Source organism: Arthrobacter sp. Soil_C_49, assembly GCF_057656635.1.
The window spans coordinates 428342-450862 of the sequence record NZ_JBDGJZ010000002.1; the positions used below are offsets into that span (position 1 = coordinate 428342).

General features: G+C 66.6%; 24 protein-coding genes and 1 riboswitch. Of the genes, 11 read left to right on the forward strand and 13 right to left on the reverse strand.

Annotation, left to right across the window (positions count from 1 at the left end):
• The first annotated feature begins 94 nt into the window (after positions 1-94).
• Positions 95-262, forward strand: a complete 168-nt coding sequence (locus tag AC3A4Z_RS05380; protein ID WP_083435355.1) for a DUF3117 domain-containing protein — start codon at positions 95-97, stop codon at positions 260-262.
• A 47-nt stretch (positions 263-309) separates the two neighbouring features.
• Here the strand turns inward: AC3A4Z_RS05380 and AC3A4Z_RS05385 are convergent, their stop codons facing one another.
• Positions 310-942: a class I SAM-dependent methyltransferase gene (locus AC3A4Z_RS05385; protein WP_493959257.1), complete on the reverse strand. Its 633-nt coding sequence runs from the start codon at positions 940-942 to the stop codon at positions 310-312.
• 230 nt (positions 943-1172) lie between these two features.
• On the opposite strand from AC3A4Z_RS05385, the gene sigE reads away from it, so the two are divergent.
• The 3 genes from sigE to AC3A4Z_RS05400 all read left to right on the forward strand — a co-directional run bounded on the left by sigE (position 1173) and on the right by AC3A4Z_RS05400 (position 3141).
• Positions 1173-1787, forward strand: a complete 615-nt coding sequence (gene sigE, locus AC3A4Z_RS05390; RefSeq protein WP_498710579.1) for an RNA polymerase sigma factor SigE — start codon at positions 1173-1175, stop codon at positions 1785-1787.
• 7 nt (positions 1788-1794) lie between these two features.
• A complete protein-coding gene (locus AC3A4Z_RS05395; RefSeq protein ID WP_498710581.1) occupies positions 1795-2658 on the forward strand; it encodes an anti-sigma factor in 864 nt (287 codons plus the stop codon).
• A 69-nt stretch (positions 2659-2727) separates the two neighbouring features.
• A complete protein-coding gene (locus tag AC3A4Z_RS05400; RefSeq protein ID WP_493969952.1) occupies positions 2728-3141 on the forward strand; it encodes a twin-arginine translocase TatA/TatE family subunit in 414 nt (137 codons plus the stop codon).
• A gap of 26 nt (positions 3142-3167) precedes the next feature.
• Here the strand turns inward: AC3A4Z_RS05400 and AC3A4Z_RS05405 are convergent, their stop codons facing one another.
• From AC3A4Z_RS05405 to AC3A4Z_RS05415, 3 genes are read right to left on the reverse strand one after another with little or no spacing between them, the layout of a single operon-like run.
• Positions 3168-4307, reverse strand: a complete 1140-nt coding sequence (locus AC3A4Z_RS05405) for an Mrp/NBP35 family ATP-binding protein (RefSeq protein WP_498710583.1) — start codon at positions 4305-4307, stop codon at positions 3168-3170.
• A complete protein-coding gene (locus AC3A4Z_RS05410; protein WP_498710584.1) occupies positions 4308-5006 on the reverse strand; it encodes a DUF1003 domain-containing protein in 699 nt (232 codons plus the stop codon).
• Entirely contained in the window at positions 4990-6273 is a 1284-nt protein-coding gene (locus tag AC3A4Z_RS05415; protein ID WP_498710586.1) for a magnesium transporter MgtE N-terminal domain-containing protein, read from the reverse strand. Before AC3A4Z_RS05415 ends, AC3A4Z_RS05410 begins: the two co-directional genes overlap by 17 nt.
• Positions 6274-6350: 77 nt before the next feature.
• On the opposite strand from AC3A4Z_RS05415, the gene AC3A4Z_RS05420 reads away from it, so the two are divergent.
• Positions 6351-7340: a YflT domain-containing protein gene (locus AC3A4Z_RS05420; RefSeq protein ID WP_498710588.1), complete on the forward strand. Its 990-nt coding sequence runs from the start codon at positions 6351-6353 to the stop codon at positions 7338-7340.
• A gap of 85 nt (positions 7341-7425) precedes the next feature.
• Here the strand turns inward: AC3A4Z_RS05420 and AC3A4Z_RS05425 are convergent, their stop codons facing one another.
• Positions 7426-9006 (reverse strand): aminopeptidase P family protein, encoded by a 1581-nt coding sequence (locus tag AC3A4Z_RS05425; protein WP_498710590.1) that lies wholly within the window; start codon positions 9004-9006, stop codon positions 7426-7428.
• An 80-nt stretch (positions 9007-9086) separates the two neighbouring features.
• Between AC3A4Z_RS05425 and AC3A4Z_RS05430 the strand changes: the two genes are divergently transcribed.
• Positions 9087-9935 (forward strand): PHP domain-containing protein, encoded by an 849-nt coding sequence (locus AC3A4Z_RS05430; RefSeq protein ID WP_498710592.1) that lies wholly within the window; start codon positions 9087-9089, stop codon positions 9933-9935.
• Positions 9936-9951: 16 nt separating this feature from the next.
• Here AC3A4Z_RS05430 and AC3A4Z_RS05435 read toward each other — a convergent pair whose 3' ends face one another.
• From AC3A4Z_RS05435 to thiE, 4 genes are all read right to left on the reverse strand, one after another.
• The gene (locus tag AC3A4Z_RS05435; protein WP_493969958.1) at positions 9952-10824 is read right to left on the reverse strand and encodes a DNA methyltransferase; all 873 of its coding nucleotides are present in this window, start codon (positions 10822-10824) and stop codon (positions 9952-9954) included.
• Between the two features lie 8 nt (positions 10825-10832).
• On the reverse strand, positions 10833-12530 hold the full coding sequence (locus AC3A4Z_RS05440; protein ID WP_498710593.1) for a DEAD/DEAH box helicase: 1698 nt from the start codon (positions 12528-12530) through the stop codon (positions 10833-10835).
• A gap of 289 nt (positions 12531-12819) precedes the next feature.
• A complete protein-coding gene (locus tag AC3A4Z_RS05445; protein ID WP_498710594.1) occupies positions 12820-14307 on the reverse strand; it encodes an RNB domain-containing ribonuclease in 1488 nt (495 codons plus the stop codon).
• A gap of 117 nt (positions 14308-14424) precedes the next feature.
• Positions 14425-15162, reverse strand: a complete 738-nt coding sequence (thiE, locus tag AC3A4Z_RS05450) for a thiamine phosphate synthase (protein WP_498710595.1) — start codon at positions 15160-15162, stop codon at positions 14425-14427.
• A 27-nt stretch (positions 15163-15189) separates the two neighbouring features.
• Positions 15190-15308: riboswitch (TPP riboswitch) on the forward strand.
• On the opposite strand from thiE, the gene AC3A4Z_RS05455 reads away from it, so the two are divergent.
• The 4 genes from AC3A4Z_RS05455 to AC3A4Z_RS05470 all read left to right on the forward strand — a co-directional run bounded on the left by AC3A4Z_RS05455 (position 15301) and on the right by AC3A4Z_RS05470 (position 18113).
• Entirely contained in the window at positions 15301-16641 is a 1341-nt protein-coding gene (locus AC3A4Z_RS05455) for an FAD-dependent oxidoreductase (protein WP_498710596.1), read from the forward strand. Its footprint overlaps the riboswitch before it by 8 nt.
• A 28-nt stretch (positions 16642-16669) precedes the next feature.
• A complete protein-coding gene (gene thiS / locus AC3A4Z_RS05460; RefSeq protein WP_498710597.1) occupies positions 16670-16906 on the forward strand; it encodes a sulfur carrier protein ThiS in 237 nt (78 codons plus the stop codon).
• Between the two features lie 3 nt (positions 16907-16909).
• On the forward strand, positions 16910-17719 hold the full coding sequence (locus tag AC3A4Z_RS05465) for a thiazole synthase (protein ID WP_498710598.1): 810 nt from the start codon (positions 16910-16912) through the stop codon (positions 17717-17719).
• A 55-nt stretch (positions 17720-17774) separates the two neighbouring features.
• Positions 17775-18113: a 4a-hydroxytetrahydrobiopterin dehydratase gene (locus AC3A4Z_RS05470; RefSeq protein ID WP_498710599.1), complete on the forward strand. Its 339-nt coding sequence runs from the start codon at positions 17775-17777 to the stop codon at positions 18111-18113.
• 56 nt (positions 18114-18169) lie between these two features.
• On the opposite strand, the gene AC3A4Z_RS05475 is transcribed toward AC3A4Z_RS05470, so the two are convergent.
• The 3 genes from AC3A4Z_RS05475 to AC3A4Z_RS05485 are packed head-to-tail and all read right to left on the reverse strand — an operon-like array spanning position 18170 to position 19455.
• Positions 18170-18472: a hypothetical protein gene (locus tag AC3A4Z_RS05475; protein ID WP_498710600.1), complete on the reverse strand. Its 303-nt coding sequence runs from the start codon at positions 18470-18472 to the stop codon at positions 18170-18172.
• Between the two features lie 41 nt (positions 18473-18513).
• Entirely contained in the window at positions 18514-18738 is a 225-nt protein-coding gene (locus tag AC3A4Z_RS05480) for a DUF3107 domain-containing protein (protein ID WP_091415405.1), read from the reverse strand.
• 51 nt (positions 18739-18789) lie between these two features.
• Complete coding sequence (locus AC3A4Z_RS05485; RefSeq protein ID WP_050054471.1) at positions 18790-19455, reverse strand: TetR/AcrR family transcriptional regulator; 666 nt, start codon at positions 19453-19455, stop codon at positions 18790-18792.
• A gap of 84 nt (positions 19456-19539) precedes the next feature.
• Here AC3A4Z_RS05485 and moeB point away from each other — a divergent pair, with 84 nt between their 5' ends.
• Complete coding sequence (moeB, locus tag AC3A4Z_RS05490) at positions 19540-20739, forward strand: molybdopterin-synthase adenylyltransferase MoeB (protein WP_498710601.1); 1200 nt, start codon at positions 19540-19542, stop codon at positions 20737-20739.
• Positions 20740-21057: 318 nt separating this feature from the next.
• On the opposite strand, the gene AC3A4Z_RS05495 is transcribed toward moeB, so the two are convergent.
• Positions 21058-22383 carry a glutamyl-tRNA reductase gene (locus AC3A4Z_RS05495; protein WP_498710602.1) on the reverse strand — a complete coding sequence of 442 codons (1326 nt, stop codon included), beginning with the start codon at positions 22381-22383 and terminating at the stop codon, positions 21058-21060.
• Positions 22384-22521: the final 138 nt, after the last annotated feature.

Genomic DNA, 22521 nt, shown 5'->3' on the forward strand with positions numbered 1-22521 from the left:
GTGTCCATCCACTCCGTCATGGCGGCTTGATCTACATGCGGACACAGCCCGCCCGGGCTGATCAGTCCTGGGACTAAATGGAGGGGAATTCCTCATGGCGGCTATGAAACCACGCACCGGCGACGGCCCAATGGAAGTCACCAAGGAGGGCCGCAGCCTGATCATGCGCGTCCCGCTCGAAGGCGGCGGGCGTCTGGTGGTCGAACTGAATGCTGCCGAAGCGGCCAACCTTCGGGAATGCCTGGTCGGCGTCACCGAATAATCGTGCGGAACAGGATCCGCAGCCTCGAAAAGGCTGCGGATCCTGTCTTATTTTTTGACCGCTACCAGCAGGCCGTCGCCGGTGGGAAGCATGGCTGAAGCCAGCCGCTCGTCGTCGCGGATGCTCTTACCCACCTGGCGCAGGACCACCGTGGTGGCCTCGCGCCCGGCAGGGTTGGCTACCTTGTCCTTGTCCAGTGCGTCGTTGATGACCAGCAGCCCTGCGGGCTTCAGGAGCCGGATGGCCTGCTCCACGTAGCCGGGAAGTCCGGGCTTGTCTGCATCAATAAAAACAAGGTCGTAGGCGCCGTCCGTGAGCCGCGGCAGGACGTCGCCGGCACGGCCGGAGATGGTGCGCGTCCGGTTGGCCGGGCTGCCTGCCTCCGAGAAAGCTTCGCGGGCGGCCTTGAGGTGTTCAACGTCCACATCGATGGTGGTGAGGACAGCCTGCGGACCGAGGCCCCGCAGCAGGCAGACGCCGGACACCCCGGCTCCGGTTCCGATCTCGACGGCAGTCTGGGCTTTGGAAGCCGCTGCCAGTACGGTGAGGACGGCTCCCACGCCGGGCCCGATGGGAGTCACACCGAGTTCGAAGGAGCGCTCCCGGGCCCGAAGCATGACCTCATCCTCAGCGGGCAGATCTTCTGCATAGGACCAGCTGATGGACTTGTCGGCGCTCATGGATATTCGCTTTCTGGGCGGCAGGGGGGAGTATCCTCTACAGCCTACTGTGTCCGGTGCTGGCAACCGGGAAGGCGGGCTGTTGCGCCTACGGCTGAAGTTCTCCGGCAGTCAGGAAATTCCCAGCCAAGTTTGAAATGATTATTATCCGCTCATCCATAGGGTGGTCGGCGCCGAATCAGAGATGTCAACAGTATCCGGGCGTTAGCATTTCACGAGGGGAGTGGACGATGTCATCACCAGTTGTGGCACCTGTCCCTGCAGTACATAATGCCGAGGCCGAGTGGGTCCGTCCCACTTGGGAAGAAGTGGTGACCAACCACTCCGCGAAAGTGTACCGGCTGGCCTACCGCCTGACCGGCAACAAATTCGACGCCGAAGACCTCACCCAGGAGGTGTTCGTCCGCGTCTTCCGGTCGCTGGAAAACTTCAAGCCCGGAACACTGGACGGCTGGCTGCACCGCATCACCACCAACCTCTTCCTGGACCAGGCGCGCCGGAAAACCCGTATCCGCTTTGATGCCCTCGCCGAGGATGCCGAGTCGAGGATCCCCGGGCGCGAACCCGGCCCGGAACAGAGCTTTGAACTGAACAACCTCGACCTTGACGTCCAGGCGGCCCTCGAAGAACTGCCGCCGGACTTCCGTGCCGCCGTGGTCCTGTGCGACCTTGAAGGATTGTCCTACGACGAAGTGGCCGAGGCGCTGGGCGTCAAGCTCGGTACGGTCCGCTCGCGGATCCACCGCGGCCGCACGATGCTCCGCGAAAAACTGGCCCACCGCGACCCGCGTCCGCAGCAGTCCCGGCCCAAGCTGTCGCTGCCGCGCATCGCCGGGATCCTCTGAACGGCGCATGAGGCCCCAGTTTCCGCTCGGCCGCGGGCATCAGCGCACGGCCAGCCATCTTGCGTCATGCCGCGACTGCGCCTCCGCCCTGCGCCGGGAGCGCCAGTACCTCGAGCGGCTGCGGGAAGCCCCCATCCCGCCGGCCAGCGATGACCTGACCGCCCGCCTGCTGGCCAGGACCCAGGATCTTGCGGCCCGTCCGCCGCTTCCCGAACCCCACCGGCAGGCGCCCCGGGCAGCGGTCCGCATCCTGGCGATGTCCGCCGGCGGCACCGTTGCAGCGGCCGGTGTCCTCGCCGCCGGTGCGTTTGCCGTGGCCGGCGACCCTGCCCAGGCGGACGCTTCCGCAGCGGCTGCCAGCCTTGCCCATGTTTCCTCGCAGACACCGGCCGACGGCAGGACACTGAACGCCGAGCGGCTGTCCGCGCTGCGGTCCGATGGCTGGGTATGCCCGGAACTTGAGGCAATGGGGTTCCACGTGGAGTCTGCCAAGGCCATAGTGCTCGACGGCGGGCCCGCCGTCGAGCTGAAGCTGTCCGACGGGACGTATTACGCCACCGTCACAGAACGCCATACTGCCGGGCCGGAAGCGGACCTCGAAGCTGATGAAGGCGGAGAACGGCTGCAGGTCCTCGCGGCCTCGCCCTGGTCGGCCACCTACCGCACGCCGGGCCGGACTTTCACCTACGAGTCCAACCTGCCGGCGGACCAGGCGGATGATGCCATGCCCATTCTCGAGCGCCTCAGCGAGCACGCTGCGGAAGGGGTTTCCGCCGAAGCCGCGGAGGAGCCGCCGGCGCATGGCGGGGAGCCAGTGGCCACCCGGCTGCAGCGCGGACTGAACAAGATCGTGGCCCTTTTTATCCAGTAGTGCCGGCAGTTTCCACCCCCCGCGGACGGGAATCGTCACTGGCAGCCCGGAGAGGGTAATCTTCCTAAAGTGTTTGGAATCAACGGCCCGGAGTTCTTTCTTCTGCTGATCATTGGCGTCCTCGTGATCGGCCCCCAGCGGCTGCCCGAATACACGCAGAAACTGGCCAACCTGGTCAAGGAAGTCCGCCGGATGGCCTCCGGTGCGCGCGAACAGATCAAGGAAGAAGTGGGGATCGACATCGATGATGTCGACTGGAAGAAGTACGATCCCCGCCAATACGATCCCCGGCGCATCATCAAGGAAGCGCTGCTCGACGACGACACCAAGCCCGTCAGCGCCGGTGCGCCTGCAGCCGTGGCTGCTGTCTCCGGCGCCGCTGCCGTCGCCGCGGCGGAAACGGCTGCCCCGCAGCGGCCCGCGCGGGTTGTTCAGTCACTCCCGCCGGGCGAGGCCGCCCCTTACGACACGGAAGCCACGTAGGCCTCCAAGCTGCAGACCCGGCAGGGTCAGCGCGGCTGCAGCCCCAGCTTCATTCCCGCCAGGCCCCGCGGCCTGCTGGCGAGCCGGCCGGCAATCCCTGAGAGCGCCTCGGCAGCGGGTGTACCCGCCTGGCCCAGGACAATCGGCAGCCCGGTATCGCCGCCCTCCCGCAGCTTGATATCGAGCGGAATCTGCCCGAGCAGCGGAACGTCCTCGCCCACGGTCGCCGTCAGCCTCTCCGCCAGCACCGTCCCGCCGCCGCTTCCGAACAACTCCATCCGGCCGCCGTCGGGCATTTCCAGGTACGACATGTTCTCGATGACGCCCGCGACCTTCTGACCCGTCTGGGTGGCGATGGCTCCTGCGCGCTCGGCGACGTCCGCCGCGGCTGCCTGCGGCGTGGTGACCACCAGGATCTCGGCCTTGGGCAGCAATTGGGCCACGGAGATGGCGATGTCGCCGGTGCCGGGCGGCAGGTCCAGGAACAGGGCATCCAGGTCGCCGAAGTACACATCGGTCAGGAACTGCTCCAGGGCGCGGTGCAGCATGGGCCCGCGCCAGGCCACCGGCTGGTTGCCGCTGACGAACATCCCGATGGAGATGACCTTCACGCCGTAGGCCACGGGCGGAAGGATCATGTCGTCCACCCGGGTGGGGGCCTGGGTGATCCCCATCAGCGCCGGAACCGAGAAACCGTAGACGTCTGCGTCAACGATTCCCACCCGCAGACCCTGCGCCGCCAACGCGCAGGCCAGGTTGACGGTTACGGAGGACTTTCCCACGCCGCCCTTGCCGCTGGCCACAGCGTAGACCTTTGTCAGCGAGTCCGGCTCGTTGAACGGGATACCCCGCTGGCCTCCGGCGCCGCGGAGCAGCTCTTTGAGGGCGTCGCGCTGTTTCTGGGTCATCACCTTCAGGACAACGTCGACGGCGGTCACTCCGGGGACTGCCAGCAGCGCCTTGGTGGCGTCCGCGGTGATGGTGTCCCGCAGCGGGCAGCCGGCGATGGTGAGCAGGACCGCGAGGGTGACCCGGCCGTCGTCGGACATCTCCACTGACTCCACCATGCCCAGCTCGGTGATGGGGCGGCGCAGTTCGGGATCGATGACGGTTGCCAGGGCGGCGTTGACCGCCTCAGGGGAGGGGCTGGCGGGAGGTGTGCTCACTTAACGGTCCTGGGTTGAATGGCCGGGTTTGACCCGGGGAATCTGCTGGGTGCGCGGGTTCCGCTGCCGGTCGCGCTGCTCCTTGAGCTTTTCCCGGACCTTGTCCCGCGGGGACTCGTGCTGGCCCTGGCCGGTTGAATCATGGGTGCGGAGCTCTTCCTGGGCTTCCAGCATGTCTTCCAGCAGTGAGCGCAGTTCGGCGCGGACATAGTCCCGGGTTGCCACCTCGCGCAAGGCAATGCGCAGCGACGCCAGCTCCCGCGTCAGGTACTCGGTATCGGACAGGTTGCGTTCAGCGCGCTGGCGGTCCTGCTGCAGCGAGACACGGTCGCGGTCGTCCTGGCGGTTTTGTGCGAGCAGCAGCAGCGGCGCCGCGTAGGACGCCTGCAGGGACAGCATCAGGGTCAGCAAGGTGAAGCCGAGGTCGCGTGAGTCGAACTGCCACTCCAGCGGGGCCCAGGTGTTCCAGGCAAGCCAGATCACAACGAACACCGTCATATAGACCAGGAACTGCGGCGTACCCATAAACCGGGCAAAGCCTTCAGTGGCATGGCCAAACGCGTCCGGGTCCGGGGAGAACTTGGGCAGGATCCGCTGGCGGCCGCTCAGCGGGGTGTCGAGGCTCCCCGCCGCCCCCGGCTTGGAGGCGGGGCGCTGGCCGGGGTTCTTTGGAATGCCGTTGTCAGCCAATGCGGCCACCAAGCCTTCTTATCGGGGCTTCGCCGTCATGGGCGCGCCAGTCATCCGGCAACAGATGATCCAGAACGTCATCGACAGTCACCGCCCCCACAAGCCGGCCGGCGTCATTGACCACCGGAAGGGAGTTCAGGTTGTAGGTGGCCAGGGTCCGGGCCACCTCGCTGATGTGGGCCTGGTCCGACAGCGGCTCCAGGTTCTTGTCCACCAGGTTGCCCAGCGATTCGAACGGCGGGAAGCGGAGGAGCTGCTGGATGTGGACCACGCCCAGGAACCGGCCGGTGGGCGTCTCCAGCGGCGGCCGGGCGATAAAGATGGAGGAGGCCAGGGCGGGGGAGAGTTCCTCGCGCCGTACGTGCGCCAGGGCCTCGGCAACCGTGGCTTCGGGCGGCAGGATCACAGGCACGGGCGTCATCAGGCCGCCGGCGGTGTCCTCGTCATATTCCAGGAGGCGCCGGACGTCCTCTGCGCCCTCGGGCTCCATCAGCTGGAGCAGCTCTTCGGCCTGGGCCGAGGGGAGCTCGCCAAGGAGGTCGGCGGCGTCGTCGGGGTCCATCTCCTCCAGTACGTCGGCGGCACGCTGGACGTCCAGCGCGGAGAGGATCTCCACCTGGTCGTCCTCTGGAAGCTCCTGCAGGACGTCGGCCAGCCGTTCGTCCTGGAGCTCACTCGCTACTTCGAAACGCCGTTTGTCGCTCATTTCCTGCAGTGCTTCGGCGAAGTCGGCGGGCTTGAGGTCCTCGTGGTTTGCCACGAACTGGGTGGCAGCCTGCGGCTCGGTGCGCGGGCCCTGCAGTGCGTCGGCCCAGTCGATGATCAGGGTTTCGTTGCGGCGCAGCCGGCTGAGCGGGGAGAGGGAATGGCCGCGCCGGACAAAAAGCTTGCTGACGAACCAGTCGCGGGACCGGCTCTGGTCCATGGCGATGTCCTCGATGGTGGCGTCGCCGCTGCCGTCCCGGAGCGTCACGCGGCGGTCGAACATCTCGGCCACCACCAGCGTTTCGGCGCCGCGCTGTTCGAAGCGGCGCAGGTTGACCAGGCCGGTGCAGATGATCTGCGTCTGGTCGATGGAGGTAATCCGCGTCATGGGTACAAAGACGCGCTTTTTCCCGGGAACTTCCACCACGATGCCCACCACGTGCGGGGCTCCCTGGCTTCCGCGGGACAGCACAACAACATCGCGCAGCCGGCCCAGCCGGTCGCCCAGGGGGTCGAAGACGTCGAGTCCCAGCAGGCGCGCAACGAAGACGCGGGTAGGTGTTGTGCTCACTCCTACAGGCTACCGAGTCTGCTCTCTTTTAGCTGAATTTACAGGCAGCACACATACTGATGGGCAAGAATGGGACTATGGCAAACATATTTGGTGCTCCCAAGGCAGGTGGCCCCAACGGCATGGACGAAGCCAGGGCCGTTCCCACCGGCGACACGGTTGGCTCCTACACCTCTTACCTGGACGCCCAGAAGGCGGTGGACTATCTCGCCGACCAGCAGTTCCCCGTACAGATGGTATCCATCGTGGGCAATGAACTGAAGATGGTGGAGCGGGTAACGGGACGCCTGAGCTATCCCCGGGTTGCACTGTCCGGTGCGCTGAGCGGCATGTGGTTCGGCCTGTTCGTTGGCGTGATGCTCTCCTTTTTCGCGCCGTCGCCCGGCTACTTCTCCATCCTGACGTCCGTGCTGATGGGCGCGGCGTTCTTTATGCTCTTCGGCATCGTCACCTACGCCATGCAGCGTGGAAAGCGCGACTTCACGTCCACCAGCCAGGTGGTGGCCACCAGCTATGACGTCATCGTCTCGCCTGACGCCGCGCACGAGGCCCGCCGGCTCCTGCAGCAGCTGCCCATGACGCGCTCGGATGCTGCCGCCGGCAACGGCCCCTACACGCAGCGGGACTACCACAACCAGCCCTTCCAGCAGCCAGGCCAGGGTCCCGCCCGTCCGTCCGGCTGGACGGATCCCTACGGCCAGGCTCCTGGTTCGCCCGCGCAGGAGGCCCCTGTGTACGGCGCCCCCGCCGGGCAGCAGCATGAGGGGGAGCCGCAGCCGGCTTCCCCGGCGCCGTCGCGGGCGGTTCGCTACCCCGACCTGCCCGACGGCAGGCCCCAGTATGGCGTGCGGCTGCCGCAGAACGGCCCTGACGAGGCTGCCCAGGCAGCTCCGCAGCAAGCTGCCGTGCAGCCTTCCGGGGGGCAGCGCCTTCATGGCCAGCATGCCGCCGGTCCCGCCGACGGCGGGCAGCCGGACGACCAGCAGCGGCCCGTTGATGAGCAGCGTCCTGTGGATGAGCAGCGCCGCGTGGATGAGCAGCGTCCGTCGGGCGATCCGCGGCAGTAGCCGTTCCCGCAGCGAAAAAGCGGGCCGCCGGATGATCTCCGGCGGCCCGCTTTTGTTTTTCTGCTGTTCCTGGTGGTGCCCGTTCCTAGTGTGTCGGGTCGGCGTCGCGGTAGATGCCGGCCATCCAGTCCTCCACGTCGCCCGCCTTCCGCGGCAACGCTGCACTGAGGTTGACCGGGCCCTCTGCGGTCATCAGGATGTCATCCTCGATCCGCACGCCGATGCCGCGGTACTCGGCCGGGATCGCGAGATCCTCTTCCTTGAAGTACAGACCAGGTTCGATGGTGAACACCATGCCTTCGGTGAGGATGCCGTCCAGGTAGAGCTCCCGCTTGGCCTGCGCGCAGTCGTGGACGTCCAGGCCAAGGTGGTGGCTGGTGCCGTGGGGCATCCAGCGGCGGTGCTGCTGGCCCTCCGGGCTGATGGCCTCTTCCACGCTGACCGGCAGCAGGCCCCACTCTGCGAGCCGTTCAGCCAGGACGGTGGTGGCAGCGGTGTGGATGTCGCGGAATTTGGTGCCGGGCTGCGCTGCAGCGAATCCGGCATCCGCAGCGTCCAGGACGGCCTCGTAAACCTTGCGCTGGACATCGCTGAACACGCCGGTAGCAGGCAGGGTCCGGGTGATGTCGGCGGTGTAGAGCGAGTCCGCTTCCACCCCGGCGTCCAGCAGCAGCAGCTCACCGGCGTTGATCCTGCCGGTGTTGCGGGTCCAGTGCAGGACCGTGGCGTTGTTGCCTGAGGCCGCGATGGTGTCGTAGCCAAGTTCATTGCCCACTTCGCGGGCGCGGGCGAAGAAGGCACCTTCCACCACCCGTTCGCCGCGGGCATGCGTCAGGGCACGCGGGAGCGCCTTCACCACCTCTTCGAAGCCTTCCACGGTGGCAGCCACGGCGAGCTGCATCTGCTCGATCTCCCACTCGTCCTTGAGCAGCCGAAGTTCGGAGAGGGCTTCGCTGAGCTTTTCGTCCAGTGCATCGAGGACGCCGAGGTCCAGGTTGTCCGGGTCCTTGGCGGTGTTGTACCGGGCGGTGTCCACCAGGGCGTCGATGTTCTCGTCCACTTTGCGTACCAGGCGGATGGAGATGCCGCCGATCTCCGGGGCACCCACGTTCTTGGTGATGGCGGTTTCGAGCTGGTCGATGTGCGCCGTTGCCAGCCCCAGGCGGGCCTCGAACTCGGCCAGCGTGGGGCGTGCCCCGATCCAGAACTCGCCGGACCTCGAATCGGCATAGAACTGTTCGGTATCGCGCCCGGCCAGGGGCCGGAAGTACAGGGTGGCACGATGGTTCGCGCCGTCGTCGCCCTTTCCTTCCTCAACCGGCTCCAGGATCAGCACGGCGTCCGGCTCATGGTCGAGGCCCAGGCCGGTGAGGTGCGCGAAGCCGGAGTGAGGGCGGAAGCGGTAGTCGCAGTCGTTGGAGCGGACCTTCAAGGGGCCTGCCGGGATGACCAGGCGTTCGCCTTTGAACTGGCTGGAGATGGCCTTGCGCCGGGTCGCGGCGTAGCTGGCCACGGCGTCGCGGGCCGGGAGTTCCTGGCTGGACGGCGCCCAGTTGCTGGCCATAAAGGCTTTGAAAGCGTCGGAACTGGGCCGCTGGGAGCGGTTGTTGACGCGCTCGTCCAGGGGCTGGGAAGCAGAATCGGGGGTGTTATCGGCATCGTTCACGGCACCATCGTCTCACCAGCATGAAGGCTTGTGCGAATACCTGCATGAACAGGGGAGCCGGGGTCAACTAGGCTGGACAGGTGAGGATTGACCTGCATGCCCACTCCAATGTTTCCGACGGCACGGAAAAACCGGCCGACGTGATGGCATCCGCTGCCCGTGCCGGACTGGACGTGGTGGCGTTGACCGACCACGATTCCACCGCCGGATGGGCAGAGGCGTCAGCTGCTGCCGTGGAACACGGTGTTGCCCTGGTGCCCGGCATGGAGGTGTCCTGCCGGACGGACCAGGGGATCAGTGTGCATCTCCTGAGCTACCTGCATGATCCCGAACACGCCGGGCTGCTGGAGGAGATCACCAAAGCCAAGGATGCGCGGCTGACCCGTGCGGAGCGGATGGTCACCCTTCTCGCCGAGGACTACCCGCTCACCTGGGATGACGTCATCCACCACGTGGCGCCGGGCGCCACCCTGGGCCGTCCGCACATCGCCGACGCCCTGGTGGCCGCCGGCGTGGTGGAGGACCGTTCGGAGGCGTTCGCCTCCATCCTCACGTCACGGTCCCGTTACTTCATCCAGCATTACGCGCCGGACCCTGCTACCGCCGTCGAACTGGTCCGCGCCGCCGGCGGCGTCCCGGTGTTTGCCCACCCGGTGGCTTCGTCCCGCGGCCGGATTGTGGGCGAGCGTGTGTACCAGGAGATGATCGACGCCGGGCTGGCCGGACTGGAGATCAACCACCGCGACAACCCGGAGGAGGGCCGCGGGTTCCTCCGCCGGCTCGCCGCCAAGCACGATCTCCTGATCACCGGCTCCTCGGACTACCACGGGACGGGCAAACCGAACCTGCTCGGCGAGAACGTCACCGCCCCGGAGGTCCTGGCCCGGATCGAGGAACTGGGGACCGGGACCGCGGTCGTCCGCCCCTGACCCGCCCCCTATCCAGTTACTTGGGCGGGAAGGACGTGAACTCGGCGTGGGCACCCAGGCGCTTGGCCATGATGTCGATCGCGGGTTGGTTCTGGTCCACGCACACAAACTTCCGGCCCAGCTTCGCCGAGACGGCACCCAGGGTTCCCGAGCCTGCGAAGAAGTCCAGGCACCAGTCTCCGGGCCGGCTTGAGGCTGCCACCACGCGGCGGACCAGGCCCTCCGGCTTCTGGGTGGGGTAGCCGGTTTTTTCCTTGCCGGTGGGGGAGACGATGGTGTGCCACCAGACGTCAGTGGGAAGCTTTCCCAGTTCCCGCTTGGCGGGGGTGACCAGGCCGGGCGCCATGTAGGGTTCCCGGTCCACCTCGGCGCTGTCGAAGTGGTACTTCGCCGGGTTCTTGACGTAGACCAGGATGTTGTCGTGCTTGGTGGGCCAGCGGTTTTTGGCCCGGGCACCATAGTCGTAGGCCCAGATGATCTCGTTCAAAAAGCACTCGCGGCCAAAAATCGCATCCAGCATCACCTTGGCATAGTGCACTTCGCGGTAGTCCAGGTGCAGATACAGTGTGCCGTCCTCCGCCAGCAGGCGCCACGCCTCAACGAGCCGCGGCTCAAGGAAAGACCAGTAATCGCTGAACGCGTCGTCGTAGCGGTGCAGCGCGCCCTTGATCGTGTCATAGGAGCGCCCTTTGAAGCCCAGGCGGTCGCCGGTGCCGTCCGCGTTGGCCACCATGGTGGTCTGCTGGCGCTGCTGGGGCCGGCCGGTGTTGAACGGCGGATCCACATAAATCAGTGTGAAGGCGCCGTCCGGCAGCGAGGGGAGGAACTCCGCGTTGTCCGCGTGAACCACCAGGCTGCTGCCGTCCGGCGCCCAGACAGTGTCAGTCATGAAGGGGTTTAGGCCTCGGTGCTGCCGGGCTGTGCGGCCTTCTCGCCGGCCACTACCTCGCCGTTGCGGCGGCGGGTCCGCGTGCGCGGGCGCCGGGTACGGGAGGGCTGTTCCGTTTCGGCTGCGGGGGCATCGGCGGCAGCGGCAGGGCTTTCGGCTGCGTCGGAGGTACGACGGCGGCGCTCACCGGAGCGGCCGGTGTCGCCGCCGGTGCGTCCGCCTTCGCGGTTTCCGCCGCGGCCTTCACGGACACGGTTGTCCCGGTCCCGGCCGTCGCGCTCGCGGGTGCGTCCGCCATCGCGTCCGCCGCTGCGGCTGTTTTTCTTGCCGGTCTCGCCCAGGTCCTCCAGGACCTCGGCGTCCACCCCGGCCAGGGTGCGCTTGTCGCGCGGCAGGCGGCCCTTGGTGCCCTCGGGGATGTCGAGGTCCGAGTACAGGTGCGGCGAAGACGAGTATGTTTCCACCGGTTCCGGCACACTCAGGCCCAAAGCCTTGTTAATCAGGCCCCAGCGCGGCATGTCATCCCAGTCCACGAAGGTTACCGCGGTGCCCTTGTTGCCGGCGCGGCCGGTGCGGCCCACGCGGTGCAGGTAGATTTTCTCGTCTTCAACGCACTGGTAGTTGATGACGTGGGTGACGTCCTCAACGTCGATGCCGCGGGCGGCCACGTCGGTGGCTACGAGGACGTCCACCTTGTTGTTGCGGAAGGCCCGGAGCGCCTGCTCGCGGGCGCCCTGGCCCAGGTCGCCGTGGATGGCGGCAGCCGCGAACCCGCGGTCCACCAGTTCTTCGGCCACCTTGGCGGCGGTGCGCTTGGTCTTGGTGAAGATGATGGTGCGTCCGCGGCCCTTGGCCTGGAGGATGCGCGCCACCACCTCGATCTTGTCCATGCTGTGCGCGCGGTAGATCAGCTGGCGGATGTCGCGCTTGGTCAGGCCTTCATCCTCCGGGTCCGCGGCGCGGATGTGGGTGGGCTGCGTCATGTAGCGGCGGGCCATGGCGATGACGGGGCCGGGCATGGTGGCGGAGAACAGCAGGGTCTGGCGCACGGCCGGCGTTGCGGCAATGAGGGTTTCGACGTCGGGCAGGAAGCCAAGGTCCAGCATTTCGTCCGCTTCGTCCAGGATGACGATCTTGACGTTCTTCAGGCTCAGGTGCTTCTGCTTGAAGAGGTCGATGAGGCGGCCCGGGGTGCCCACCACAACCTCCACGCCCTGCTTCAGGGCTTCCACCTGGGGCTCATAGGCGCGGCCGCCGTAGATGGTGGCAATACGTGCGTTGCGCTTGCGGGACGCGGTCTGCAGGTCATTGGCCACCTGCACTGCGAGTTCGCGGGTGGGAACGATCACCAGGGCCTGCGGCGCACCGGGGACCGCGAGCTTGTCATAGCCGGGATCGTCCTGGCCCACCACCCGCTGCAGGGCGGGGATGCCGAAACCAAGGGTCTTGCCGGTACCGGTCTTGGCCTGGCCGATGATGTCGTGGCCGGACAGGGCCACGGGCAGGGTCATGGCCTGGATGGGGAAGGGGTGCGTGATCCCGGCGTCGGCCAGGGATTCGACGATGTCTGCGCGCACGTTGTAGTCCGCGAAGGATTTTTCCGCGATCTCGTGCGGCTTCTCGTCCGAGATGATGGTCTCTTCCGGCTCGATGGTTTCGGTGCCGGACTCGTCGGTCAGAAGCTGGTGGGTATGCAATTCACTCACTGGGGAGTTTCCTTATTCATTTGGGCAATGGCGCTGCCTGCTCAACGGGCCTGCCGTGAGGCTGTTCCGGAGCACGCTCGGGCGCACAAGCAATTCCAGTGGAAGCCGATCGCGGGCTATCTAAATGCTGGCACTGGTGACCAGCGGGTAAATCTCAAGATCGCGTAGGGGCGGGCTTGTTGGTTTCAAATCAAGGAAATCAACGACCGGGCATCCATTTCTACTCCTTCAGTCTAGCTGCAGGGAGCTGAAATACCGGCTTTGGGCCTTCAACACCGCCCCGGTGCTGCTATTGCACCAGCTCGAAATGGACTTCCCGCGTTGCGATATTGGACGAGACCAAGCGCACCCGGACCTTGGTTCCGGGCTCCAGTTCGCCGGCGCAGCGGGCTGTCACCGCGGGGTCCGCGATCTGGATGGTGCCCGTACCGCCGTTCCCGTTGCCGTTGCCGTTCTTGCCGTTCCCGTTCTTACCGTTGTCCTTTTGCGGCTTCGACCCGGAAATGACGATCGCGTTGAACTCCTGGCCCACGTGGTTGACCAGCAGGGCCGCCTCCACGGTGTCCAGGGCCATTTTCTCCATCCGCGACGCGAGCTGGTCGGACCCGGCCATGATGTCGGGCAACGTTGGCAGGGCTTCGCGCGCCCAGCCGGGAACCTTGCCGCCATTGCTCAAGGCCTCGCAGATCACCAGGACAAAGCGGTCCACCAGGCGGCGCAAGGGGGCAGTGGTGTGCGCATAGGCTGCGCCGATGGCCGACTGGATGGCATCTTCGGGCACGGATCCATCAAAGGCCGTGTAGGAGGCACCGCGGAACAGCATGCCGGCGGAGTGCATGATGGCCAGCTGTCGGGGATCGGTGGGGTCCAGGCTCCGCAGGTACTCGCCGTAGCTGACTTCGCCGTCCCAGGGCTTGCCCAGGGCTTCGGTCTGCAGCCGGAAATGGTTCAGGGAGCGTTCATCGGGCGAGGGCATGGTGCGCAGGATGCCTACCTTCCCTGTCAGCATGAGGCGGGCGGCTGCCATCCCGGTCATCAGCGAGATCTGCGCGTTCCAGTCCTCCACGGGAAGCTGGGGAGCGGCAGCGATCCGGTAGCCGCCGTCGGGCAGTTGGACGATCTCCTGGTCTGGCATGTTCAGGCTGGCGCCGCCGCGGGCCCGCTCCAGCTCCACACGCTTGAGCCCCACCTCTTTGAGGAGCTGCAGCACCGGCGGGGCCGTTCCGGCGTCGAGTTCGGCCTGCGTGCCCTTGTAACTGAGCTTGGCCCGGCTGCGGATACGCGCCCGCCTGACAGCGACGGAGGTGACCTCGGCGGCGTTGTCCAGGCGGAAATCCCAGACAAATGCGGAACAGTCCTGGTCCGGAAGAAGGCTGCCGGCCTGCTCGCTGATGATTTCCGGATGCAGCGGGATCCGCCCGTCGGGGGCGTAGAACGTCTGCCCGCGACGGCGTGTTTCCGCATCCAATGGTCCGCCCGGGCTAACAAATGCGGGCACGTCGGCGATGGCGTAGAGCACGTGGTACCCGTCGCCGTCGCGCTCGATGAACAGTGCCTGGTCCAGGTCGGTGGAGGACGCGGGATCAATGGTAACGAACTCGACGGCGGTCAGGTCGTAGGCAGGCAGCTGCAGGGATTCCACGGCTGCTTTGGCATCAGCCACGGCATCGTCAGGGTAGGCGCCGGGCAGCTCCAGTTCGGTCCGCAGCGCACTGAGCGCCGCCTCGAGCGCGTTATTGTGCTCGTGGACGTTGGGAGCCAGCCGATGGTGTGACACGAAAATCAGCCTAACTCGAATTCCGGCGATAATGCAGGCACCCGGGCCGGGAAGGGCGCGGGGTAAAAGCACGGTTACGAGCGTCAGCGGGCCGGACCGCCGGCGGCCGGGGCAGCCTCAGGAACCGGGCGCATCCAAGGCCGCGAGGAGCGATGCGGCGGCGGCCGCAGGATCGTCGGCCTCCGTGATGGCCCGGACCACCACAATGCGCCGGGCGCCCGCCTCCACCACCTGCTCCACGTTGCTGTGGTCGATGCCGCCAATGGCAAACCAGGGGACACCGCCGTCGGCCTGTCCTTTCTGCCCCGCAGGGCCCGCAGCCGCGGCGGCGTACTTCACCAGCTCAAGTCCGACCGCGGCCCGCCCCGGTTTGGTGGGTGTGGCCCACACCGGACCCACGCAGAAGTAGTCCAACCCCGCGGGCCCGGCAGCAGCCGCGAGGGCGGCGTCCACCTGCTCTGGTGCATGGCTGGACAGTCCGATGGCCGCATTGCCGTTGAGCAGGGTGCGCGCGGTGGCCAGGGGGAGGTCCTTCTGGCCGATATGGAACACCGGCGCGCCGGACAGCACGGCGATATCGGCCCTGTCGTTGACGGCCCACAGCCGGCCGTGCCGCTCCGCGGTTTCCTTCAGCACAGCCAGGAGCTCCAGCTCCTCCGCGGCCTCGATGGTCTTGTCCCGGAGCTGGATGATGTCCACGCCACCGGCAAACGCGGCGTCCACGAACTGCCCGAAATCGCCGCGGTCCTTGCGGGCATCCGTGCAGAGGTACAGGTGCGCTGAGTTGAGGCCATTGCTGATTTTGGTGGTGCTGAGGACATCGGTGCCGGCGGCAGGAGTGTGGGACACATTCATGGGGGCAAGCCTAGTTCCTCTACACTTGCCTCGTACTGCGGGAGCCCGCGGCAGCTGTCATAAAGCGCCGGGCTGAGAGGGCGTCAGAGCCGACCGCTTGACCTGATCCGGCTAGTACCGGCGTAGGGAAGGAGACACATGCGCGCACCGTCGACCCCGGCCCCACCGCATAAACCGTCCATACCTTCGGGCATCATCCGGGCTGACGTCGCCGTGATCGGCGGCGGAGTGATCGGCCACGGCATCGCCTGGGAGGCGCAACGCTCGGGGCGCTCCGTGGTGCTCATCGACGACGCCCCGGGTACCGGCGCCAGCTGGGCCGCCGCCGGAATGCTCGCGCCCGTCAGCGAACTGCACTACCAGGAAGAAGAGCTCCTCGAGCTGATGCTGGACGCCTCGGCCCGGTGGCCCGCTTTTGTGGCCGGCCTCCGCGCAGCATCCGGTGCCGATCCTGGATACATCACGACGCCGACCCTCGCCGTGGGTGCCGACGCCGCCGACCGCCGCGCGCTGATGGACCTGCGCGCGGTGCAGCAGGCGAACGGACTCACCGTGGAACCGCTCACCGTCCGCGAAGCCCGCCGGCGGGAGCCACTGCTCAGCCCGGCCATCGCCTGTGCGCTGGACACCCCGGCCGATCACCAGGTGGATCCGCGGCTGCTGGTGGACTGCCTGCGGCGCGCGCTCGCCGGCCACGGCGTGGGAAGAACCAGGGGCGAAGGTGCCCGCAGCGGGTCCCGGCAGGATCACGCAGGAGTAGCCGGCGCCGTCGACGGTTACTCGGTGCCGGACAAAGCGGCAGCGCTGCTGTGGCAGGACGGCGCTGTTGCCGGCGTCCGGTTGGCCGGCGGCGGAACCGTCCAGGCCGCAGAGACCGTAGTGGCGAACGGGCTGCACGCGGCGGAACTGGGGTTCCTCCCGGAGGGCCTGCAGCTTCCGCTGCGGCCTGTTTACGGGGACATCCTGCGGCTCGCCGTGCCCCGGCATCTGCAACCGCTGGTGACCTCCACCGTCCGCGGACTGGTGCGCGGGGTCCCGGTGTATATCGTTCCCCGCCGGGACGGGACGGTGGTGATCGGGGCAACGCAGCGCGAAGACGCGCCCTCTACCCCCGGCGCCGTTTCCGCCGGTGGCGTCTACCAGCTGCTCCGCGACGCGCAGGTGCTGCTTCCCGCCGTCGCCGAACTCGAGCTGCTCGAATGCACCGCCCGGGCCCGGCCCGGAACGCCGGACAATGCGCCGCTGCTGGGCCGGGTGCCCGCAACGGAAGGCGCGGGCCAGTCCGGCGGACACCTTCCCGGGCTCATCATCGCTACCGGGTTCTTCAGGCACGGCGTCCACCTGACGCCGGCCGCCGCCGCCATCTGCCGGGACCTCCTGGACGGCCGCGAAGATCCCCGCTGGGCGCCCTTTAGCCCCGCCCGATTCAACGAAACTCCTGCCCCAGCCGCAACCACCCCTACCCAACCGGCCGCCTGAGCCACCTACCGCCCACAAAGGAAACAGCATGAACATCACCTTGAACGGAACCCGGCACCCCGTGCCGGACGGTGCTTCCATCGCGCAGCTCGTCAGCCAGGTCACAGGAAGGCCCCTCGGGGCTGACGGCCAGGCCACCGACGGGCAGAAGCTCGGCGTGGCCGTGGCACACAACGCGCAGGTAGTGCCGCGGAGCCAGTGGTTTGCCACCGCGCTCGCGGACGGCGACGAGGTTGAACTCGTCACGGCTGTGCAGGGAGGCTGACCCATGAGCGAAACCATCACCGCTGCGTCCTCCTCCGCGCTCCAGGACCCGCTGGTCATCGACGGCGTGGAACTGTCCTCCCGGCTGATTATGGGCACCGGCGGCGCACCCAGCCTGGACGGCCTCGGCGCAGCACTCCTCGCTTCCGGCACCAGCCTGACCACGGTGGCCATGCGCCGCTACTCGACGGCGGAAACAGGCACGCTGTTCCAGCTGCTGCTGGACCATGGCATCCGGGTGCTGCCCAACACCGCCGGCTGCTTCACTGCCCGGGACGCCGTGCTGACGGCAGAACTGGCCCGTGAGGCGCTGGAAACGGACTGGGTGAAGCTGGAAGTCATCGCCGACGAACAGACCCTCCTGCCGGACGCCGTCGAACTGGTGGACGCCACCGAGCAGCTCGTCAACAGGGGCTTCAAGGTGTTCGCCTACACCAACGACGATCCTGTCCTGGCCCTCCGGCTCGAAAACCTCGGGGCCACGGCCGTGATGCCGCTCGGATCACCCATCGGCACCGGCCTGGGCATCCTGAATCCGCACAACATTGAACTGATTGTGTCCCGGGCCTCGGTTCCTGTGGTGCTGGACGCAGGCATCGGGACCGCCTCGGACGCGGCCCTCGCCATGGAGCTGGGCTGCGACGCCGTCCTGCTGGCCACTGCGGTGACCCGTGCCCAGAATCCTGCGGTGATGGGGGAGGCCTTCAAACACGCGGTGATCGCCGGTAGGCTGGCGAAGACGGCCGGCAGGATACCGCGCCGCGAACATGCACTGGCGTCGTCGGCCATGGAAGGCCGGGCCGAGTTCCTGTAGCCTCTCCGGCGCACGGCGGCAGCCGGGGCATGCGCACCGCAACTGAGGAGCAGCCATGTCCAGCAAGGACGTTCTTTCCCCCGAACGGCTCGAGGACGCCCTGGCCGTCCTGCCCCACTGGCGCTACCGCAAGGGGGCCCTGGTGACGGTGTACAAGATGCCGACGTCGGCTGCCGCGTTGGAGCTGATTGCCGCCGTCGGGCGCCTTGCCGAGGAACAGAACCACCACCCCGACCTGGACTGGCGGTACAACAGGGTGTTCCTCCGCTACACCTCGCATGACGCCGGGGGAGAGGTCACCGCCCGCGATGTGGGGGCGGCAGAGGCAGTGAGTGAGGCCGCGGCCGCGGTCCATGCCGTTGCCGAGCCGGGCAAACACCCTGCCGCCCTTTAACCGGACGTGACCACTGCCCCCGGGAGGGTAGTGGTCACGTCCGATGGTTCTCTTGGTTAGAGCTTCAAAGCCGCGGTGAGCCGTTCCAGATCCTTCTTGGCACGGGTGCGGCCCAGGTAGATGACTGCCGCCACCGCCGCCGCGGAGCCGAGGACCATGGGCAGGATCCACGGCATCCAGGTCAGCCCCGGACGGTACCCGAAACCTGCGGCCATCAGGATGACCCAGCTCAACGCTCCCACACCCACGGCGACGCCGGCCGGGACGCCAACTCCGTATTTGGTATGGCGTTTGTCGTTTGCCCAGACGATGAAACCTGCGGCTGCTGTCACCAGCACCACGATGGTCAACGAAAGCATGGCTCTCCTCGGAAATAACCGCCCTGTCCGGACGGCAGCGGCTAGAACTGGCCGAAACCTACGCGGCGCTGTTCTTCGGCGCCGATTTCGACGTATGCCAGGGCCTTGCCGGGAACAATGATCAGGCGTCCCTTGTCATCCTTCAGGCGCAGGTCACCGCCGTTGCTGATGGCCTCCTCGACGACCTTGGCCACGGAGTCTGCGTCCTCGTTCGACTCCAGCACAATTTCGCGGCCAACGTTCTGAACGCCGATCTTTACTTCCACAGGGGGCCTCCCAGCCAGTTAACGTTTCTCGGGTTATGTCTTATTTGTAGTCTAGGACTCTTTGGGGAAGCGAGAGATTCCGCGCCAAGCTAAACGGTAAATGAGATCGCTGGCCACATCGAGGTCCAGGTTGCCGTCCGTTTCGAGCCAGTACCGCGCGCTCACCTGGGCCATGCCGGCAAGTCCGCGGCCCAGCAGTTCCGCTTCCAGGTGCGGGAGTTTGGTGTCCTCTGCGATGACTCGGGCAATGGCATCCGCAAACGTCCGGTTGAATGTCTCCAGGCGTGAGCTGACATCGGGATCATTGATGAGGTCTGACTCGAAGACCAGCCGGTGGGCCTGGTCGTCATTGGCGATGAACTGGAAATAGGCGCGCATGACGGCCTGCACGCGCTCATCGTTGTCCGTGGTGGAGTTCAGCGCCCCCAGCATCAGCTCGGTGAGGGAGGCCAGGTGGCTTTCCAGCAGGGCCAGGTACAGCTCCCGCTTTGAGGGGAAGTGCTGGTAAAGAACGGGCTTGCTGACGTGGGCGGTCTCTGCGATCTCGTCCATGGCCGCGCCGTGGTACCCGTTAGCCACAAAAACTTCCTGCGCTGCGGAAAGGAGTTGTGCCCGTCTCTCGTCCCTGGGAAGCCGGGCGGACCGTTGCCCGGCGGGGCGCGGGGCGGTTTGCGGTTCGGCTGCGGACGGGCGGCCGGCCCGTGCTTCATGGACCACAGTTGTCCTTCTTTCGCTTGCAGTTACCCCCACTCTACTTCGGGGTAATATGACCGGGCGGTATCCCGGGGCATACATTGAAGTATGGCTTCGACATCCACCGCAAATGTTTCAGCAGTTTCACTGGCTCCGCTGGTTGAACCGGCAGGTGAGCTCACTGCCGCAGAAGTGGAACGCTACTCGCGCCACCTCATCATTCCCGAGATCGGCGCGCTGGGACAGCGGCGGCTCAAAAATGCAAAGGTGCTGGTGATCGGCGCCGGCGGGCTGGGTTCGCCTGCGTTGCTTTACCTCGCCGCCGCCGGCGTGGGAACGCTGGGCATCATCGACGACGACGCCGTTGACCTCAGCAACCTGCAGCGCCAGGTCATCCACGGCGTCGCGGATGTGGGCCGGCCGAAGATCGAATCGGCACGGGACGCCATTGCCGCGCTCAACCCCTTAGTGGACGTCCGGCTGCACAACATCCGGCTGGATGCGTCCAACGCCCTGGAGCTGTTCGCCGGCTATGACCTCATCCTGGACGGCGCGGACAATTTCGCCACCCGCTACCTGGTGAACGACGCCGCAGCCATCCTGGGCAAGCCCTACGTCTGGGGCTCCATCTTCCGCTTCGACGGCCAGGTGAGCGTCTTCTGGGAGAAGCATGGCCCTACGTACCGCGACCTCTACCCTGAGGCGCCGCCCGCCGGTTCTGTGCCTTCCTGCGGTGAGGGCGGTGTGTTCGGCATGCTCTGCGCCGCCGTGGGATCGCTGATGGTGACCGAGGCAGTCAAGCTGATCACCGGCGTCGGACGTTCACTGCTGGGCCGTGTGGCGCTGTTTGACGCCTTGGGGGGAAGCTGGCGGGAGATCCGTGTTTCCAAGGACCCTGCGGCGGCGCCCATCACGGAGCTCACGGACTACGACGCGTTCTGCGGCATTACCCCCGAGGCCCCCTCGGACACGGAACACACCGTCACGCCAACCCAGCTGGCCACCATGCTCGCGTCCCGGAAGGCCGGGCTGAAGGACTTTGAGCTGGTGGATGTCCGGGAATCCGGGGAGTACGACATTGTCCGGATCGACGGCGCCAGGCTGATTCCGCAGGGGCGGATCCTGGCCGGTGAGGCATGGAGTGAGCTTCCGCAGGACAAAGAGATCGTGTTCCTTTGCAAGGCGGGCACCCGTTCATCAAACGTGCTGGCCGCGGCGCAGCGGGCAGGATACCAGCGGGTCAGCCATCTCGACGGCGGAATCCTCGCCTGGGTGCGCGACGTGGAACCCGACAAGCCGGTCTACTAATCCAAACCAGCAACGCTCTCTCACTTAAAGCGCTTTTTTGAAGGACGCTCTCTCACTTAAAGCGCTGTTTCCGAAGGACGCTCTCTCACTTAACGCGCTTTTTTGAAGGACGCTCTCTCACTTAACGGGCTTTTTTGAAGGACGCTCTCTCACTTTCTTGAAGAAAGCGAGCGAGCGTTGGGGGAAAAGACGCATTGAGTGAGAGAGCGTTGCCGGAAAGGGCGCGTTAAGTGAGAGAGGGTTGCCGGAAAGGGCGCATTAAGTGAGAGAGCGTTGGGGGAAAAGACGCGTTAAGTGAGAGAGCGTTGCCGGGGGCGGTCAGGCTGTTTCGCGGTCGCTGTCGCTGCGGTCCACCGGGCACTCGGCCTGGGGGACAGCGCGGGCTGCCGGTTGCTCCACGGTGATGCCGTAGAGAGCCTCCAGGGCCGCCACGTACTCGTCCTGCTGGCCGTTCGCCGCCAGTTCGCGGGCGCGGACGGTGGGAACGTGCAGCAGTTGCTTGACCATGCGGCGGAGCGCGAACTCCACTTCCTCGGCGGCGGCGGTGCAGCCGTGCCGGGCCCGGACCTTTTTCATCTCGGCGTCCAGCACGCTCATGGTATGCCGGCGCAGGGCAACAATCGCCGAGTCCACGGACCGGGCCTCCCGCTCCTGCTCGAAGGCCTTCGCAGCGCCGCTGACGATGCCGCTTGCCTGTGTCAGGGATTCGGCCTGTTCCTGCGGTGCGGCAAGGCGCACGGACTCCAGGGTCAGCAGCTCAACGCCGTCCAGCTCTCCGACGCCGGGGTCAAAGTCGTGGGTGAGCGCCAGGTCGATGGCGATCAGCGGCTGGGGCGAGTCCGCGCGGACCAGGGCCAGTTCGTCGGCCTCCACCCGGGTGTCTGAGCCGCTGCAGCCGATCATCACGTCTGCGGCAGCGACGGCCGGCCGGAGAGACTCGGCGTCCAGGGCCGTGCCGCCGCGGGTTGCCACGAAGCCTTCGGCACGGCCGGAGGAGGAGAAAACGGAGATGTCCGTGCAGCCCCGTTCACGCAGCAGCGCCATGGTGGCGCCCGCGTAGGCGCCGGTCCCGAAGACCACCACCTTCTTGGTGGTCCAGTCAGGGTTTTCGGACAGATCGGTGGCGAGGTCGAGGGCCACCGAGACGATGGACAGGCCCCTGGATCCGAGGGCAGTCTGTGCGCCCACATCCTTGGCTGTCTTTGACGCGGCCTGGAACAGCCGGACAAGGCCCGAGCTGGCGGTGCCTTCGTGCTGGGCTGTGATGAGGGCGCGGCGCACCTGGCCCGCGATCTCACGTTCGCCGACCACGGCGGAGTCCAGCCCGGCGCTGACAGCAAACAGGTGCTGGGTGACTTCCGGGCCTGTGCGGGTGCTGAAGGAGCGGGACACGAGCGACTCGCTCAGACCGCTGGCTTCGCTGATCTGGGCGACGAGGGCGGCGCGGGCAGCCTCAACATCGTCCGGATGGGGGGCCTCGCCGTAGATTTCGTAGCGGTTGCAGGTGGCAAGGACAACCGCACCCGTCACTGCCGGCGATCCGGAGAGGGCGGATGTGGCGATCTCCGAAGCACCGTTGCTCAACTGAGCAACGGTCTCAAGATCGATGTCGGCGTGTGTTGCCACCAATGAAAAAAGAACCACAGCAGGTCAATCATAGCTTTTTCGTTCCGCGGTAGAACAACTGTCCGGCCCCGGGGCGGCAGCAGGGACCTGTGATTCCTGACACTGCGCGCCCAAGGGGCCTCAGCGTGACAGCCTGTCGTTATCTTTTATTGCCAT

What these genes read in the sequence shown, in the direction of transcription:
- AC3A4Z_RS05475 (WP_498710600.1), bottom strand. Translation starts at nt 18,472, where the DNA reads ATGCTTTCGTTGACCATCGTGGTGCTGGTGACAGCAGCCGCAGGTTTC.
- AC3A4Z_RS05435 (WP_493969958.1), bottom strand. Translation starts at nt 10,824, where the DNA reads ATGACTGACACTGTCTGGGCGCCGGACGGCAGCAGCCTGGTGGTTCAC.
- AC3A4Z_RS05385 (WP_493959257.1), bottom strand. Translation starts at nt 942, where the DNA reads ATGAGCGCCGACAAGTCCATCAGCTGGTCCTATGCAGAAGATCTGCCC.
- sigE (WP_498710579.1), top strand. Translation starts at nt 1,173, where the DNA reads ATGTCATCACCAGTTGTGGCACCTGTCCCTGCAGTACATAATGCCGAG.
- AC3A4Z_RS05455 (WP_498710596.1), top strand. Translation starts at nt 15,301, where the DNA reads ATGCGCGCACCGTCGACCCCGGCCCCACCGCATAAACCGTCCATACCT.
- AC3A4Z_RS05395 (WP_498710581.1), top strand. Translation starts at nt 1,795, where the DNA reads ATGAGGCCCCAGTTTCCGCTCGGCCGCGGGCATCAGCGCACGGCCAGC.
- AC3A4Z_RS05470 (WP_498710599.1), top strand. Translation starts at nt 17,775, where the DNA reads ATGTCCAGCAAGGACGTTCTTTCCCCCGAACGGCTCGAGGACGCCCTG.
- moeB (WP_498710601.1), top strand. Translation starts at nt 19,540, where the DNA reads ATGGCTTCGACATCCACCGCAAATGTTTCAGCAGTTTCACTGGCTCCG.
- thiS (WP_498710597.1), top strand. Translation starts at nt 16,670, where the DNA reads ATGAACATCACCTTGAACGGAACCCGGCACCCCGTGCCGGACGGTGCT.
- AC3A4Z_RS05380 (WP_083435355.1), top strand. Translation starts at nt 95, where the DNA reads ATGGCGGCTATGAAACCACGCACCGGCGACGGCCCAATGGAAGTCACC.
- AC3A4Z_RS05465 (WP_498710598.1), top strand. Translation starts at nt 16,910, where the DNA reads ATGAGCGAAACCATCACCGCTGCGTCCTCCTCCGCGCTCCAGGACCCG.
- thiE (WP_498710595.1), bottom strand. Translation starts at nt 15,162, where the DNA reads ATGAATGTGTCCCACACTCCTGCCGCCGGCACCGATGTCCTCAGCACC.
- AC3A4Z_RS05420 (WP_498710588.1), top strand. Translation starts at nt 6,351, where the DNA reads ATGGCAAACATATTTGGTGCTCCCAAGGCAGGTGGCCCCAACGGCATG.